14 protein-coding genes are annotated in these 15,192 nt (G+C 68.0%); 5 read left to right on the top strand and 9 right to left on the bottom strand.

All coding sequences use genetic code 11. The annotated features are described in order from the left end of the window. Positions 1-175: 175 nt before the first annotated feature. Positions 176-1,759 (bottom strand): glutamine-hydrolyzing GMP synthase, encoded by a 1,584-nt coding sequence (guaA, locus tag ABZ909_RS08800; protein WP_356997120.1) that lies wholly within the window; start codon positions 1,757-1,759, stop codon positions 176-178. 501 nt (positions 1,760-2,260) lie between these two features. On the opposite strand from guaA, the gene ABZ909_RS08795 reads away from it, so the two are divergent. Further along, positions 2,261-3,085: an alpha/beta hydrolase gene (locus ABZ909_RS08795; protein ID WP_356997118.1), complete on the top strand. Its 825-nt coding sequence runs from the start codon at positions 2,261-2,263 to the stop codon at positions 3,083-3,085. Between the two features lie 256 nt (positions 3,086-3,341). On the opposite strand, the gene ABZ909_RS08790 is transcribed toward ABZ909_RS08795, so the two are convergent. Both ABZ909_RS08790 and guaB read right to left on the bottom strand, forming a co-directional pair. After that, positions 3,342-4,475 carry a GuaB3 family IMP dehydrogenase-related protein gene (locus ABZ909_RS08790; protein WP_356997116.1) on the bottom strand — a complete coding sequence of 378 codons (1,134 nt, stop codon included), beginning with the start codon at positions 4,473-4,475 and terminating at the stop codon, positions 3,342-3,344. A gap of 195 nt (positions 4,476-4,670) precedes the next feature. Beyond that, positions 4,671-6,215 (bottom strand): IMP dehydrogenase, encoded by a 1,545-nt coding sequence (gene guaB, locus ABZ909_RS08785; RefSeq protein ID WP_356997114.1) that lies wholly within the window; start codon positions 6,213-6,215, stop codon positions 4,671-4,673. 389 nt (positions 6,216-6,604) lie between these two features. On the opposite strand from guaB, the gene ABZ909_RS08780 reads away from it, so the two are divergent. Further along, entirely contained in the window at positions 6,605-7,018 is a 414-nt protein-coding gene (locus ABZ909_RS08780) for a DUF5319 domain-containing protein (protein WP_029923780.1), read from the top strand. 123 nt (positions 7,019-7,141) lie between these two features. Here the strand turns inward: ABZ909_RS08780 and ABZ909_RS08775 are convergent, their stop codons facing one another. The 3 genes from ABZ909_RS08775 to ABZ909_RS08765 all read right to left on the bottom strand — a co-directional run bounded on the left by ABZ909_RS08775 (position 7,142) and on the right by ABZ909_RS08765 (position 9,986). Continuing rightward, entirely contained in the window at positions 7,142-8,290 is a 1,149-nt protein-coding gene (locus tag ABZ909_RS08775; protein WP_356997112.1) for an anti-sigma-D factor RsdA, read from the bottom strand. Next, a complete protein-coding gene (locus ABZ909_RS08770; RefSeq protein WP_213557917.1) occupies positions 8,283-8,864 on the bottom strand; it encodes a sigma-70 family RNA polymerase sigma factor in 582 nt (193 codons plus the stop codon). The genes ABZ909_RS08775 and ABZ909_RS08770 overlap by 8 nt, the downstream gene beginning before the upstream one ends. Positions 8,865-9,023: 159 nt before the next feature. Next, the gene (locus tag ABZ909_RS08765; protein WP_356997110.1) at positions 9,024-9,986 is read right to left on the bottom strand and encodes a hypothetical protein; all 963 of its coding nucleotides are present in this window, start codon (positions 9,984-9,986) and stop codon (positions 9,024-9,026) included. Between the two features lie 610 nt (positions 9,987-10,596). Here ABZ909_RS08765 and ABZ909_RS08760 point away from each other — a divergent pair. Both ABZ909_RS08760 and ABZ909_RS08755 read left to right on the top strand, forming a co-directional pair. Further along, positions 10,597-10,890, top strand: coding sequence for a WhiB family transcriptional regulator (locus ABZ909_RS08760; RefSeq protein WP_040855647.1), 294 nt, complete (start codon positions 10,597-10,599; stop codon positions 10,888-10,890). 388 nt (positions 10,891-11,278) lie between these two features. Further along, on the top strand, positions 11,279-11,854 hold the full coding sequence (locus ABZ909_RS08755) for a sigma-70 family RNA polymerase sigma factor (RefSeq protein WP_356997109.1): 576 nt from the start codon (positions 11,279-11,281) through the stop codon (positions 11,852-11,854). Here ABZ909_RS08755 and ABZ909_RS08750 read toward each other — a convergent pair. Then, on the bottom strand, positions 11,829-12,134 hold the full coding sequence (locus ABZ909_RS08750) for a hypothetical protein (RefSeq protein WP_356997108.1): 306 nt from the start codon (positions 12,132-12,134) through the stop codon (positions 11,829-11,831). The two genes, ABZ909_RS08755 and ABZ909_RS08750, sit on opposite strands and share 26 nt — an antisense overlap. Positions 12,135-12,292: 158 nt before the next feature. On the opposite strand from ABZ909_RS08750, the gene ABZ909_RS08745 reads away from it, so the two are divergent. After that, positions 12,293-12,532, top strand: coding sequence for a hypothetical protein (locus tag ABZ909_RS08745; protein ID WP_356997107.1), 240 nt, complete (start codon positions 12,293-12,295; stop codon positions 12,530-12,532). Between the two features lie 333 nt (positions 12,533-12,865). Here ABZ909_RS08745 and groL read toward each other — a convergent pair whose 3' ends face one another. Both groL and groES read right to left on the bottom strand, forming a co-directional pair. Then, positions 12,866-14,473, bottom strand: coding sequence for a chaperonin GroEL (groL, locus tag ABZ909_RS08740; RefSeq protein WP_356997106.1), 1,608 nt, complete (start codon positions 14,471-14,473; stop codon positions 12,866-12,868). Between the two features lie 152 nt (positions 14,474-14,625). Next, a complete protein-coding gene (groES, locus tag ABZ909_RS08735; RefSeq protein ID WP_033086015.1) occupies positions 14,626-14,928 on the bottom strand; it encodes a co-chaperone GroES in 303 nt (100 codons plus the stop codon). Between the last annotated feature and the right edge of the window lie 264 nt (positions 14,929-15,192).

Below are 15,192 nucleotides of genomic sequence, written 5' to 3'. Positions count from 1 at the left end.
CCCGCACCTTTCCCGGTGCGGGGCCTTTCGTTGCCCAGACGACAACTGATTTCGCGCCGACGAGGGTACCTCGCCTACGCCCGACATCGGTTCGGCTCCCAATCGTCGGCACGGGTGCCCAACCGCCGACGGCGCTCAGCCGACCGCTAAAGGCTCGGGGAGGCGGGACAGGTTCTCACTCCCACTCGATCGTCCCCGGCGGCTTGCTCGTCACGTCGAGCACCACGCGGTTGACCTCCGCCACCTCATTGGTGATGCGGGTGGAGATGCGCTCCAGCACCTCGTAGGGCAGGCGGGTCCAGTCGGCGGTCATGGCGTCCTCGCTGGAGACCGGGCGCAGCACGATCGGATGGCCGTAGGTGCGGCCGTCGCCCTGCACGCCGACGCTGCGGACATCGGCCAGCAACACCACCGGGCATTGCCAGATCGACTTGTCCAGGCCGGCGGCCGTAAGCTCCTCGCGCGCGATGGCATCCGCCTGGCGCAGCAGCTCCAGCCGGTCGTGGGTCACCTCGCCGATGATGCGGATGGCCAGACCCGGACCCGGGAACGGCTGGCGCGCAACGATTTCCTCGGGCAGCCCCAGCTGGCGGCCGACCGCGCGCACCTCATCCTTGAACAGCAGCCGCAGCGGCTCGACGAGCGCGAACTCCAGATCGTCGGGCAGGCCGCCGACATTGTGGTGGCTCTTGATGTTCGCGGTGCCCGCACCGCCGCCGGACTCCACGACGTCCGGATACAGGGTGCCCTGGACCAGGAACTCGACCTTCGGCGCGGAGCGCCCATCGGACGCCGTCTCGCCTTCCGACCTCACCACCTCGGAGACCGCGTCCTCGAACGACCGGATGAACTCCCGGCCGATGATCTTGCGCTTCTCCTCCGGATCGGTGACGCCCTTCAGCTCACCCAGGAACTTCTCCACCGCGTCGACGGTGACCAGCTTGGCCCCGGTCGCGGCGACGAAATCACGCTGCACCTGCTCACGCTCACCCGCGCGCAGCAGACCGTGATCGACGAACACACAGGTGAGACGATCACCGATGGCGCGCTGCACCAGCGCCGCCGCGACCGCGGAGTCCACGCCGCCGGACAGACCGCAGATGGCGTGCCCGTCCCCGACCTGCTCCCGCACCTGGGCGATCAGCGCGTCGGCGATATTGGCGGGCGTCCACGCGCCCGGAATCTCAGCGATCTCGTGCAGGAACCGGCTCAGCACCTGCTGGCCGTGCGGCGAGTGCAGCACCTCCGGGTGGTACTGCACACCCGCCAGCTTGCGCGCCCGATCCTCGAACGCGGCGACCGGTGCGCCCGCGGAGGTCGCGGTCACCTCGAACCCGGCGGGGGCATCGGTGACGGCGTCGCCGTGGCTCATCCACACCGGCTGCCGGGTCGGCAGGCCGCCGTGCAGGATGCCGCCGTCCACGCTCAGCTCGGTGCGGCCGTACTCCCGAGTCCCGGTGTGCGCCACCGTTCCGCCGAGCGCCTGCGCCATGGCCTGGAACCCGTAGCAGATACCGAAGACCGGCAGCTCCAGATCGAACAGCCGCGCGTCCAACTGCGGCGCGCCCTCGGCGTACACGCTGCTCGGCCCGCCGGAGAGAATCACCGCGAGGGGGTTCTTCTCCGCGATCTCCTCCACGGTGATCGTGTGCGGAACCACCTCGGAATACACACTCGCTTCGCGCACCCGGCGCGCGATCAACTGCGCGTACTGCGCGCCGAAGTCGACGACAAGGACTGGTCGCTGGGTTTCTGCCACGGGCCACAGTCTAGTGAGCGATACAGGACACAGTTCCGCCTCCCCGCGCCTTTGGCGGACGGCCGGGTGCCGTCAGCCTTCGAGCACCCGCGCCAGCGTCGAGAGCCGAACCAATTTTGGGAGTACCCGACGAGTTACCCCGACCGGCACGAAACCAGTCGTCACCTTTCGATCGAGCCCCCGTGGACCTCCACCCCGGGCCGGGGTGCGCCGCGGCCTCGGATGCGGTAGCCCGCCCGGCCCGGAAGTGGTGGCATCGGGGACGGTATTCGCGTCGGGTGGGTCACCGATAGGGACTTCCGGCCCATCCCTGGCGATTCCGACCAGCCGGATCGCGAAATCGGCCGGGCCGCACCGTAGTCCCGGCGACGGCTCGGCGGTAGAGCCCTCCGTCCTTCGACGGGGAAGTCCGGCCCGGACGCCGGGGCCCGGCCGCACCCAGCGTCGCGGCGAGCAGGAAAGCTCGCCAGATTGTCACCGGTGCTGGCTATCCTCTACCTCGTGCCATTCGCCCGTGCGATCGATGCCGAGATCCACTACGAGGACAGCGGGGGCGAAGGTCCGGTAGTGCTGTTGGGGCACGAATTCCTCATGGACCGAACGATGTTCGCGTCGCAACAGGCGGCGCTGACACCCGAGTTCCGGATCGTGACCTGGGATGCGCGCGGGCACGGCCGCACCCGCGACGAGGGGCTGCCGTTCACGTACTGGACCTCCGCCCGGGACGCGCTGACCGTACTGGATCAACTCGGCGCGGAACGCGCCGTGGTGGGAGGGATTTCACAGGGCGGCTTCATCGCCCTGCGCACCGCGCTGCTGGCCCCCGGCCGCGTCGCCGCCCTCGTCCTGCTCTCTTGCGACGCACACGAACCCACCCCGACCGAACTCACCAACGCCCGTAGGTTCCTAGACAAATGGCATGAAGACGGCCCCCGCCCCGCCCTCGCCGACTACCTCGCCCGCTGGCTCATCGGCGACGACGACTGGTACCGCGCCGTCTGGGTGAAACGCTGGCTCGCCCGCGACCCCAATGCCACCGAGGTGGCCGCCGGCGCCCTGCTGGGCCGCGACTCGGTCCTGGACCGACTATCCGAAATCACCTGCCCCACTTTGGTCATCCACCCCACCCGCTCCGGCGTCCTCCGCTCCCACGCCCGCGAACTCGCCGACCGCCTCCCCAATGCCCACTACCTCGAAATCGAAGGCGCCCGCCAGACGGTGAACATGACCCACCCCGTGGCCGTCAACACTGCCGTCCGAGAATTCCTCCGCGGGTTGACTCCCCCGCCGCCCCGCGCTTTCAGCGCCCAGCTCGGGAGCCGTTGACTCGGTTCGCAAAGGTGACAACTGATTTCGGACCGATCCGGGTAACTCGTCGGGTACGTCCACAATCGTTTCGGCACCCGACCGCCGGCACGTGTGCACGACCATCGACAGCTCCCAAGCCGTGCGCTGAAGGCACGGGGAGTGACCGATCCAGAACTTCGTCAGCGGTCGAAGTCCGGTAGCGCGGACGTCGGATATGGTTCGCGCCCTTGCACATTCGGGTGAATGCGCAAGGGCGCTAGGCCGTGATTTGCGGTCAGGCGCGGACGTTCAAACCGACCTTTTGGAATTCCTTGAGGTCGCTGTAGCCGGTCTTCGCCATCGAACGACGCAGGCCGCCAACCAGATTCAGCGAACCGAACGGGTCGTTGGAGGGGCCGTTGAGGACCTGGTCCAGCGGGACGCGCTCCTCGTCGACGGCGTACGGCAGCACCGCGCCGCGCGGCACCGACGGGTGCGCGGCGGCCGACGGCCAGTACCAGCCGTTGCCCGGGGTCTCCCGGGCCATGGCCAGCGGCACGCCGAGCATGACCGCATCCGCGCCACAGGCGATGGCCTTGGCGATGTGGCCCGAGGTCAGCGTCTCGCCATCGGCGATGACGTGCACGTAGCGGCCACCGGTCTCGTCCAGGTAGTCGCGACGCGCGGCCGCGGCGTCGGCGATGGCGGTGGCCATCGGCACCCCGATGCCGAGCACCTCACCCGTGGTGGTGGCGCCCTGCATGGAGCCGTAGCCGACGATGACGCCCGCCGCGCCCGTGCGCATCAGGTGCAGCGCGGTGCGGTGATCGGACACGCCGCCCGCCACCACCGGCACATCCAGCTCGGCGATGAAGGTCTTCAGATTCAACGGCTCACCGTCGCCCACGTGCTCGGCCGAGATGATGGTGCCGTGCACCACCAGCAGGTCGATGCCCGCCTGCACCAGCGCCGGGGTCAGCGCCCGCGCGTTCTGCGGGCTCACCCGCACCGCGGTGGTGACACCGGCCGCGCGAACCTGCGCGACCGCGGCGGCCAGCAGATCGGGCTGCATCGGCGCGGCGTGCAGCTCCTGCAGCAGCGCCACCGCAGCCTCGGTGCCCTCCTTCTCGCCGACCTCGGTCAGCCGCTGGATCTTGGCGGCCACATCGGCGTGCCGGGCCCACAGGCCCTCACCGTTGATGACGCCCAGACCGCCGGCCCTACCCAGCTCGATAGCGAACTCCGGCGACACCAGCGCGTCGGTGGGATGCGCCAGGAACGGGATCTCGAAGCGGTAGGCGTCCAGCTGCCAGGACAGCGACACCTGCTTGGACGAGCGGGTCCGACGGGACGGAACGATGTCGATATCGTCCAGTTCATAGGTGCGCCGGGCGGTCCGGCCCATGCCGATCTCGACCATATCGCGCATCGTCAGTCCTCCTGTGTCTAATTTGCCCTCCGCTTCGCTCCGGGTGGGTTCGCGGCGCTGGAGGTCTCGTTCTTCCCTCCGTCCGCTCCTCCGCTTCGCTCCCGTGTCCGCTCCCAGCGCGGGGAGGCGGAGCGCAGTCCAGAACGAGACGCGCCGCGAACCTTGTGGGCGTTGGCATTTGCCGGTTATGTCCGGCTACGAACGGGTGGTGTAGTTGGGAGCTTCGACGGTCATGGTGATGTCGTGTGGGTGCGACTCCTTCAGACCCGCCGCCGTGATCTGCACGAACTGGGCGGCCTGCAGATCGGTGATGCTCTGCGAACCGGTGTAGCCCATGGCCGCGCGCAGACCGCCCACCAGCTGGTGGATGACCTGATCCAGCGGGCCGCGGAACGGCACCCGGCCCTCGATGCCCTCGGGCACCAGCTTCTTCTCCGACAGCACGTCGTCCTGGAAGTAGCGGTCCTTGGAGTACGACTTGGCCTCGCCGCGACCCTGCATGGCGCCCAGCGAACCCATGCCGCGGTAGCTCTTGAACTGCTTGCCGCCCACCAGGATCAGATCACCGGGCGACTCGGCGGTACCGGCCAGCAGCGAACCGAGCATGACGGTCGAGGCGCCTGCCGCAATGGCCTTGGCGATGTCGCCGGAGTACTGCACACCGCCGTCGGCGATGACCGGCACACCGTGCGGCTTGCACGCCGCCACGGCCTCGAGGATCGCGGTGATCTGCGGCGCGCCGACACCTGCGACCACGCGGGTGGTGCAGATGGAGCCGGGGCCCACACCCACCTTCACCGCGTCCACGCCCGCCTCGACCAGCGCCAGGGCGCCCGCGCGGGTGGCGACATTGCCGCCGACGATCTGCACCCGGTCGCCGACCTCGGCCTTGACCTTGGAGACCATCTGCAGCACGCCCGACTGGTGACCGTGCGCGGTGTCGACCACCAGCACATCCACGCCGACCTCGGCCAGGGTCATGGCCCGGGCCCAGGCGTCCTCACCGACACCGACCGCGGCACCGACCAGCAGGCGGCCGTCGCGGTCCTTTGTGGCGTTCGGGTACTGCTCGGTCTTGACGAAGTCCTTGACCGTGATCAGGCCGCGCAGCTTGCCGCTGCCGTCCACGATCGGGAGCTTCTCGATCTTGTGGCGGCGCAGCAGGCCCAGCGCGGCCTCGGCGGTGACGCCCTCCTGGGCAGTGATCAGCGGCGCCTTGGTCATCACCTCGACGACCTTGCGGTCCTGATCGACCTCGAACCGCATATCGCGGTTGGTGATGATGCCGACCAGCATGCCGCGCTCGTCAACCACCGGCAGACCGGAGATGCGGAAGCGAGCACACATGGCGTCGACCTCGGCCAGCGTGTCATCGGGACGGCAGGTCACCGGATCGGTCACCATGCCCGCCTCCGACCGCTTCACCGTCTCGGCCTGCGCGGCCTGCGCCTCCACCGACAGATTGCGATGCAGCACGCCCATACCGCCCGCGCGCGCCATGGCGATGGCCATACGCGCCTCGGTGACGGTGTCCATGGCCGAACTCACCAGCGGGGTGCGCAGCGAGATCTCACGCGTCAGCTTGCTCGAGGTGTCGACCGAGCTCGGAATCAGATCCGAGGCCGCGGGCAACAACAGCACATCGTCGAAGGTGAGGCCGAGCATGGCGATCTTGTCGGGATCGTCGCCGCCCGTATGGGGGCGGCCAGCGTTTCGTTCGCCCGTCACGGGACTGCTCATTCGGATCGACCCCTCCTGGACCTCGGCGACATCCACCGGACCGGGCACCGGTGGACGCATGGATGAATGGCAATGCCGGCGTTTGCTACCCGGCCTTTGGTCAACCATGGTATCGGCTCGACAATTCCACGCCGCACCCCGCCCGACCCCGCGTCAGTGGACCTGACAGCGCCGTATCGACGGCCACAACCGCTGCGGTTTGTCGGCTGTGCCATTAATGTGTCGGCTGCCACCACATCACGGCGCCTGCCCGGGACAACACTGGGCCCGCCGCAGGACAAGACAGTGCGCCGCGCCGGGAGAGGACTGTGCGCCGCACCACCAGCGAAGTGAGGGCAAATCCCCTTCAGCGCTGGCGCACATGGGGTGGTTCTGCGTACCGTGGGACTGTGCGTGACCATCTACCACCTGGCTTGCCGCCGGATCCGTTCGCCGGAGACCCCTCCGACCCGTCGGCCGCGCTCGATGCCATCGAGCCGGGGGAGCCGCTGGATCCTCACGAGCGCCTAGCGGTCGAAGAGGATCTCGCCGACCTCGCGGTCTACGAGGCGCTGCTGGCCCACCGTGGCATCCGCGGTCTCGTGGTCAGCTGCGAGGACTGCCGACAGGATCACTACCACGACTGGGACATGTTGCGCGCCAATCTCCTCCAGCTACTGGTGGACGGCACGGTGCGACCGCACGAGCCCGCTTACGACCCGACGCCCGAGGCCTACGTCACCTGGGACTACTGCCGCGGTTACGCGGACGCTTCCATGAACGAGGCACTGCACGGCGACGGATTCGACGGGTTCGACGTCTGATTCATCGAAAAGGGCCTGCATCCCAAGGATGCAGGCCCTTTTCGTATGTCCTGCGAAGTCCGCTCCGCCCCGCTGACGTGAAAACCCGATCGGCGCACGACGATCGGGTGAAGCGGGTGGTGTCTAGCGCGTCCCCGGCATCGGAACCGGCGGCAGCACGCCGCCGCCGGACGGCACGATGATCGTGGACGGGAGGATAGGCACGATGGCCGAGGGCTTTTCGACCGGCGGCTGTGGCGTCGGCTGCACGCCACCACCCGTCGTACCGCCACCGGTGGTGCCTCCGCCCGGAACCGCGACCGACGTCGAGTTCCCGCCACCACCGGTCGGCGGCACCACCGGCGGTTCGGATTCCTGCGGCAGAGACGGCAGGGTGGTCACCGGCGGAACGACCGGCACCGTCGAAACTCCGCCTCCGGTGCCCGGATTCGGGCTCGGCGCGGTTTCGGCCGCCCGCGAATCGATGGTCGTCGACGGATTGCCGTCCGGCCTGGTCGGCGGATTCACCGGCGGCACCGGCTCATTCGGCGTGGTCGTCACGACCGGCACCTTGGTGGTGCTGCTGGTCGGGGCGATCGACGCCAGCGAACTGGCCACCTCGGGCGCCTTCTGCTGCAGCACCGCATACAGCTGCTGCCAGCGGTCGGTCAGGTTGTCCTTCTTGCCGGAGTCGTTGACCTGGGAGGCATTGTCGGCGGCACGCTCCATCAGCGGCTTGGCCTCGTCGGCCTTGCCCTGCGCGATGAGCTGCTGCGCCTGCTGCAGATCACTGTCCGCCCGCGAGACGACCGTGGATTGCGCCTGTTCACTGAACACGACCTCCTTGACCCGCCAGAGCGGATCGCCGGGGCTCGCGTTGTAGGAGAACGCCGTCAGACCGCCGATGACAAGTGCCATGGCCGCCGCCGCACCCAGGATGGGCCGGACGAGCCGTAGTCGCCCGCGATTCGACGCGCCGATTCTGGCCTGTCGTGCGCCGATCTCCTGGTTGACCGCGGCGACAATGGCATCCAGGTCCGGTCCGGCCGGCAACGGCTCGGCCACGATCTCCGCGCGCCAGTCCGCCAGCAAGGCGGCGAGCTGATACTCCTCCGAAGTACCCGTCTGCACGGGGCCATCGCCGGAGATGGCGTCGATCAGTGCATCGTCGCGTCGCACCGCGGCAATGTCCACCGGCCCGGTATCACCGGACGCCTCGGCGTAGGGACCGCTGTTCTGCGATCCAGGTCGCGCCTTCCAGTCGCCCCGACCGCGCTCGCCATCCCTAGCCATACATTTCACCTGCCCTCGCCACTTGAGACTTGAGTTTCGCGAGTGCCCGGTGCTGGGCGACTCGTATAGCACCCGCCGTACTGCCCACGGCGACTGCAGTTTCTTCAGCCGACAGACCCATGACCAGGCGAAGGATCAGGATTTCTCGATGCTTTTCCGGCAAGGTCGCCAGCAGAGCGTTCATCTGCCGGCTCGTTTCGGATTCGAGAGCTCGCTGCTCCGGTCCCTGGTCGGTGGATATGACATCCGGTACTTCGGCCATGGCGTCCGCCTTGTTACGGGCGGAATTTCTGTGGGCGTCTGCGACCTTGTGCGAGGCGATGCCGTAGACGAAAGCCATGAACGGCCGACCCTGATCCTGGTACCGGGGGAGGGCGGTCATAACGGCCAGACAAACCTCCTGCGCGACGTCGTCAGCGGAGAGCTGGCCACGCTCGGCCGATCCGATGCGCGCACGGCAATACCGCACCACGAGGGGGCGGATGCTCACCAGTACCTGGGAAAGGGCCGCCCGGTCGCCCTGCGCTGCGGCAGCGACGACTGCGGGATCCAACTCCTCACCCGTGTTGTTCATCGTCAGAGCTGTTCCTGGCGTTTTCGAGAGTGGCACGGCGGCGGTAGAGCCGGTGCTTCCGCGGAGGGGCGGAACGGTCCAACAATAGCGGCTGGCGCATTCATGCCAGGCGTTACGGGGTCGTTCTCGGGGACGACTCAGGGAAGTCCCGGGGGGCACTCAGGGATGACCGAGAAGGCCGCTGGCCGAACGCAATCGCCCACCGCGAGCGTCCAGCAACCGCGCGCACTCGGCTGCCAGGATCGCGCCGTCACCTCCGGGTTCGACACCGGAGCGGAGCATGGCGCAGGCCCAGCGCAGCGGAAGCAGCTCATGTTCGGCGCAGGCGCGATCGACTTCGGTTGCGAGAGCCCGGGATCGGTCGAGGTCACCCGCGGCGGCGCTGGCGGCGGCCAGAAGTAGCCGGGATTTCACTCGATGCCGCAGCGAGGGCGAGTTTTCCGCGAGGGCGAGGGCGGCCTCGGCGTGTGCCAGGGCGGGATCGACCGGGGCCGGGCGACCGCCGGCCGTCAGGTCGGCCACGGGGGCGGAGATCAAACCGGAGCCGGGGGCCGACAGCGCCGTCTCGGCAGCCACCCAGTGCAGTCGGACACGCGGGCGCCACGCACTCGCGGCATCGGTCAGATGAACGTCGAGGTATTTGCGGCAACGATCCAGCAGCCGGGCGGCAAGCGCCGGGCGGAGGGTGCCGAGAGCATCGGCGGCGAGTCCGGTCAACGCATCGCAAACCGCTTCGGCGCGCCTGATTGCTTCGGCGCGCCTGATTTCCGCCGGGGTCGCGTCGGGGGCGGCCGCGTGCTGGATATCGCAGGCAACGGCAGGCAGGGCCAGGGCGGCCGCGCGGCCGTCGGCGACGGCGGCGTCGCCGTGCCAGCCGAGCTGGCGCAGCAACGAGGCCTCGGTGCTGTGCGTGAGCGACAGCAGCGCGGGGTCGGTGGTCGCGCGGCGGGCGCGGCCGAGCTCGGCGCGCGCGGCGGCGTAGCGTCCGATTCCACTGAGCGAGACTGCTCGCAACCAGTATCCGGCGGCGTCGGCGGCGGCCGGCAACCCGATGGCAGCGCGTTCTGGGTGGGCGCCGAAAGCGGCGTCGGCGAGTTCGGAGTTCACTTCGAGCACAGGCACAGCCGCACTGTAACCAGTGCCGGGGCAAGTGAGGGCAGCTGCCATACCACAGCCCTCCAGCTATCGATCAGCATTCGCAAGCGTCTTTGTGTTTCCACTCCGTAAATCTGTTCTCGCTATCGCCCAGCACGCCCGTAAGGAATTCGTATAGCGTTTCGCGCTATTAACCTGACGGCCGCGAATCGGCCATCTCTACCCTACTCAGCGCGAGATGTCCAATGGCTGAGATCACTCTGATCGAGAGTCTTGCATAGATCAGGTGACAGGTATCGACCCCCGAAAAGCCGCTGCTACCAGGCATTTCTACCAGTCGGATGGGCTATCACAGGTTGGTCACGGCACTGGGCAACCGATCAGTATCACCACAGGCAGGCGGTTTTGTAAATAGCGAAGATGTTAATTCTCTAATGTGCACGTATTCGGCTCGAGTCGAATGAAGCTATTGACTCGAATTCGTTGTCCGACCTAACGTACGTCATCGCCGTCGTTGGCGTCGTGTCGAATTGCGGAGCCGACGAAGTGCGATCGCCGGGCCACGGCGATGCGGCCACCTGTTTGCCACCAGCACCGCTCGACAATGCCGACGAGCTCGCACCATGAGGAGTTCACCATGCCTATGCCGACCCACCTCCCAGGCCCGAACGCCGATGTCTGGGATTGGCAGATGCGCGGATCCTGCCGCGGTCAGGACTCCGCGGTGTTCTTCCACCCGGATGGCGAACGCGGCCGCGCCCGGGCCCAGCGCGAGCTACGCGCCAAGGAGATCTGCAAGTCCTGCCCGGTGCTGCTGCAGTGCCGGTCGCACGCGCTGAAGGTCAGCGAGCCCTACGGCATCTGGGGCGGAATGTCCGAGACCGAGCGCGAGCTACACGCCCGCCGCAACCGTCGGCGCATCGTCGCCTGACGTACCGGTTCCGCGCTCCAGGCAAACTCGCGTGACTGGTGTTCACCTGCGCTGTCGCTGAGACCGACGACCGAGTGGGCTCGAGATGCCTCCCATCCGACAGCGATGGCGTGCCGAATGTCTAGCAAACACCCGGCACCGCTCCAGGGGTCGGCGACGTCGGCACGTCGCGTCGTGTCTCGAATGTCACGTATGCGACGTTTCGGTGCAACTGGAAAGCCACTCTGCCGCAGTCTCTTTGCCGATACCCCCACGCGAGAGGAGGTTATAGCGGCACGCTACCCTCGTGGCCGATGACACAGAACGGAGCGTTGTGACAGCGCGGCCGCCGGCCGCAGAGGGCAACTCGTTCCAGAGCTCGAGGGACGGAGGGGCGGAAACGCCCAGCGTGGACTCTGCGGTGACGGCGCGCGCAGCCGAAAGTCTCGAACTAGCCGCACTCCTCGAGCGTTGCGGGCAGTCGAATCAGCAGGCGTTCGCCGAGCTGTACGACCGCACCAGCGCGCGAGTGTTCGGCCTGGTCCTACGCGTGCTACATGATCCGGGCTACGCGGAGGAGACCACCCAGGAGGTCTACCTCCAGATCTGGCGCACGGCAGCCAACTTCGACCCGTCCAAGGGTTCGGCCGTCACCTGGTTGATGACGCTGGCCCATCGGCGCGCGGTCGACCGGGTTCGGGCCGAGCAGGCGCACGCCCTGCGCGAGGTCGCGTACGGCACCAGCACTCTCGGCAACGAGTTCGACGAGGTCACCGAGGAGGTCGGGCGTCGGCTGGAACAGCAGGCGGTGCTCGCCGGCCTGGCGACGTTGACGGAGACGCAACGGGAAGCCATCTCCCTCGCGTACTTCGGCGGACGCACGTACGCCGAGGTCGCAGCCCATCTGGGCGTAGGGTTGCCCACCGTTAAGTCCCGTATACGGGATGGATTGACACGACTCAAGAAAAGTTTGGGAGTGACGTGAGATGAAAGAAAGCCAGATCGATCTCGCGCACACTGTCGCGCTCGGATCGATCGGCGACGAAGATCAGCGCGCAGTGGCGGACCTTTTGGATACCGACGACGCCGTACTGCACGCCGCCTTCACCCAGGAAGTGCAGCAGACCCGAGAAGCCATCATGCTGGCCGCGTCCGCGGTGGCCGTACCGCCACCGCCCGCGCTCCGCGATCGCCTTCTCGCCGCAATAGCCACAGACCAGGCACCGCCGAACACGATTCACCGCTCCCACCACGGTCTCCACCACGGAAACGGCCGCTCCGCCAGTCCGATCCACGACTGAGAGCTCATTTCCCGAAGTAAGAGGTCCAGAACCCGTCACGCCCGCGAGGTCCTTTGCATGCCGCCGATTCAGGTCGCCTGACCGGTTTCGGCTGCATGCTTTGCCGTAAAGACCCGATTTGTATGCGACTCCTCAGCATCCTCATCCGCTCCTACCGCCGTGCCCTCGCGGGCGTGGCAGCTGTCACCCTGGTACTCGCGGGCCTCTACGTCGTCGCTGACCCGCACACGGGCGATCTCCGGGACCCATCCCCCGCCATCCCGCTCCCGCCCGTCTCCGTGCCACTGGGCCCGAATTGGCTGACGCCGTCACCGACAGACTCCTACCCCGGGCCCACGGTGACGATCTCCCCGGCGCGCTGACAGCCCGGACCCGAAAACCGCTGCGGGCCGGCATGCCCGGACCGAGAGCGCGCGACAGTCGGATTCGGTTCGGGCATTGGAACTTTCATGGAACGAGGCATTCGCCTCCGCGACGAAGAGGGCATGGCGGCCCGAAAACGACAGTGGCGCAATACAGTCCGGACGCGACCATGGCAGTCCGGGCGTCATCATGGCAGTGCGGGGCGTGGCACAGTCACGCCGACGGCCGGATTGCGCCGGACGATAGTGGGTGGCGCGGTTGGGATTCGGAGACGGCGAGGCCCCCGGACAGCGGGCTGTCCGGGGGCCTGAGCTGACGTCAGCCGGGCTGGGTCAGTGGGCGTGGCCGTGGTGGGCGTCGGCGGGCTCGTCGACCGGCTTGTCGACGATCGCGGACTCCGTGGTGAGGACCATGCGGGCCACCGAGGTGGCGTTCTCCACTGCGGAACGGGTGACCTTCACCGGGTCGATGACACCCTCGGCGACCAGGTCGCCGTAGGTGAGGGTGGCGGCGTTGAAGCCATTCTTGCCGTCGGACACCTTGGACACGACGACCGCGCCGTCGACGCCGGCGTTGCTGGCGATCCAGAACAGCGGCGACAGCAGGGCCTGACGCACGACCTCGACGCCGACGGCCTCGTCACCGGAGAGCGAGTCGCGCAGGGCGTTCAGTGTGGACGCGGCCTGCACCAGGGCGGTGCCACCGCCGGGGACGATGCCCTCGGCGACCGCGGCCTTGGCGGACGCGACGGCGTCCTCGACGCGGTACTTGCGCTCCTTGAGCTCGGTCTCGGTGGCCGCGCCGACCTTGATGACGGCGACGCCGCCGGCCAGCTTGGCCAGGCGCTCTTCCAGCTTCTCGCGGTCCCAGTCGGAGTCGGTGTTCTCGATCTCCTTGCGCAGCTGGGCAACTCGCCCGTCGATGTCGGTCTGCGAGCCGGCACCCTCGACGATGGTGGTGTCGTCCTTGGTGACCACGACGCGGCGGGCCTTGCCCAGCACGTCCAGGCCGGCCTCACGCAGGGTGATGCCCAGGTCCGGGTTGACCACGGTGCCGCCGGTGACGATGGCCAGGTCGTCCAGGAACGCCTTGCGGCGGTCACCGAAGAACGGGGCCTTCACGGCGACGACCTTGAGGGTCTTGCGAATCGCGTTGACCACCAGGGTGGACAGCGCCTCGCCGTCGACGTCCTCGGCGATGATGACGACCGGCTTGCCCGACTCGGCGATCTTCTCCAGCAGCGGCAGCAGGTCCGGCAGGGAGCTGATCTTCTCGCGGTTCAGCAGGATCCACACGTCCTCGTAGACCGCCTGCATGGTCTCCGGGTCGGTGACGAAGTACGGGGACAGGTAGCCCTTGTCGAACTGCACGCCCTCGGTGATGGCGACCTCGGTCTGCAGACCCGAGGACTCCTCGATGGTGACGACGCCGTCCTTGCCGACCTTGGTCAGCGCCTCGGCGACCAGCGCGCCGATCTCCTCGTCCCGCGAGGACACGGTGGCGACCTGCGCGATGGACTTCTCGCCGTTGACCGGGGTCGCGACAGCGTGCAGGGCGGCGGCGACCGCCTCGGCGGCCTTGTTCATGCCCTTGCCCAGGGTCATCGGGTTGGCGCCTGCGGCGATGTTCTTCAGGCCACCCTTGATGAGAGCCTGCGCCAGCACGGTGGCGGTGGTGGTGCCGTCGCCGGCGACGTCGTTGGTCTTGGTGGCGACGCTCTTGACCAGCTGCGCGCCCAGGTTCTCGAAGGGGTCCTCGAGGTCGATGTCGCGGGCGATGGTCACGCCGTCGTTGGTGACGGTCGGGCCACCGAACGCCTTGGCCAGCACCACGTGCCGGCCGCGCGGGCCCAGGGTGACCTTGACGGCGTCGGCGAGCTTGTCGACGCCGCGCTCCATCGCCCGGCGAGCCTTCTCGTCGAACTCGATCTGCTTTGCCATGTACCTACTCCTGAAATGAGTTGGGTCGGAACGCACTCCGCCCCGGGCCGGTTGCTGTATTGGCAGCTGCGACTCGGGGCGGTGTCTCTCGGTGCTCTGGGAAGCCCGGCCGCGGGGAGGCGGAGGCCCGAGCCCCGAGAGTTGGAGCGTTCCTACTTGGTGACGACGGCCAGCAGGTCGCGAGCCGACAGGATCAGGTACTCCGAGCCGTTGTACTTGATCTCGGTGCCGCCGTACTTGCTGTAGATGACGACGTCGCCTTCCTTGACGTCCAGCGGAATCCGCTTCTCGCCGTCCTCGTCCCAGCGACCCGGGCCCACGGCGATGACGGTGCCCTCCTGGGGCTTCTCCTTCGCCGTGTCGGGGATGACCAGGCCGGAGGCGGTCGTCGTCTCAGCCTCGTTGGCCTGGACGAGGATCTTGTCCTCGAGCGGCTTGATGTTCACGCTCGCCACGTTGAGCCCTCCACTTTCAGGGGATTCGTCGCGTCCGGGGCTGTTCCCCGGACTCACGGTTTCGGTCATGTGTGTGACCCTGTGCAATCAGCCCCGTCGTCGCGGGTGCCGGGACCCCTGCCCAGTAGTCATCAGCTGGCACCGGAGCACTGACAGTGCCAACTAGCACTCTATACATGCGAGTGCCAGCGCTCAAGGTAAGGGGCTGCCCTATTGACCACCGAGTGTTCGCGGTCCGCCTCGGCCCGGACTGCGCTCCGCCTC

Source organism: Nocardia sp. NPDC046763 (assembly GCF_040645495.1).
GTDB lineage: Bacteria > Actinomycetota > Actinomycetes > Mycobacteriales > Mycobacteriaceae > Nocardia.
This window is presented reverse-complemented; position numbering and strand designations above follow the sequence as displayed.

Bases quoted from the DNA above. Each gene is read 5' to 3' on its own strand.
- ABZ909_RS08760 (WP_040855647.1), top strand. From the start codon at position 10,597: ATGCCTATGCCGACCCACCTCCCAGGCCCGAACGCCGATGTCTGGGAT.
- ABZ909_RS08790 (WP_356997116.1), bottom strand. From the start codon at position 4,475: ATGCGCGATATGGTCGAGATCGGCATGGGCCGGACCGCCCGGCGCACC.
- ABZ909_RS08745 (WP_356997107.1), top strand. From the start codon at position 12,293: ATGCGACTCCTCAGCATCCTCATCCGCTCCTACCGCCGTGCCCTCGCG.
- groL (WP_356997106.1), bottom strand. From the start codon at position 14,473: ATGGCAAAGCAGATCGAGTTCGACGAGAAGGCTCGCCGGGCGATGGAG.
- ABZ909_RS08775 (WP_356997112.1), bottom strand. From the start codon at position 8,290: ATGGCTAGGGATGGCGAGCGCGGTCGGGGCGACTGGAAGGCGCGACCT.
- guaB (WP_356997114.1), bottom strand. From the start codon at position 6,215: ATGAGCAGTCCCGTGACGGGCGAACGAAACGCTGGCCGCCCCCATACG.
- ABZ909_RS08770 (WP_213557917.1), bottom strand. From the start codon at position 8,864: ATGAACAACACGGGTGAGGAGTTGGATCCCGCAGTCGTCGCTGCCGCA.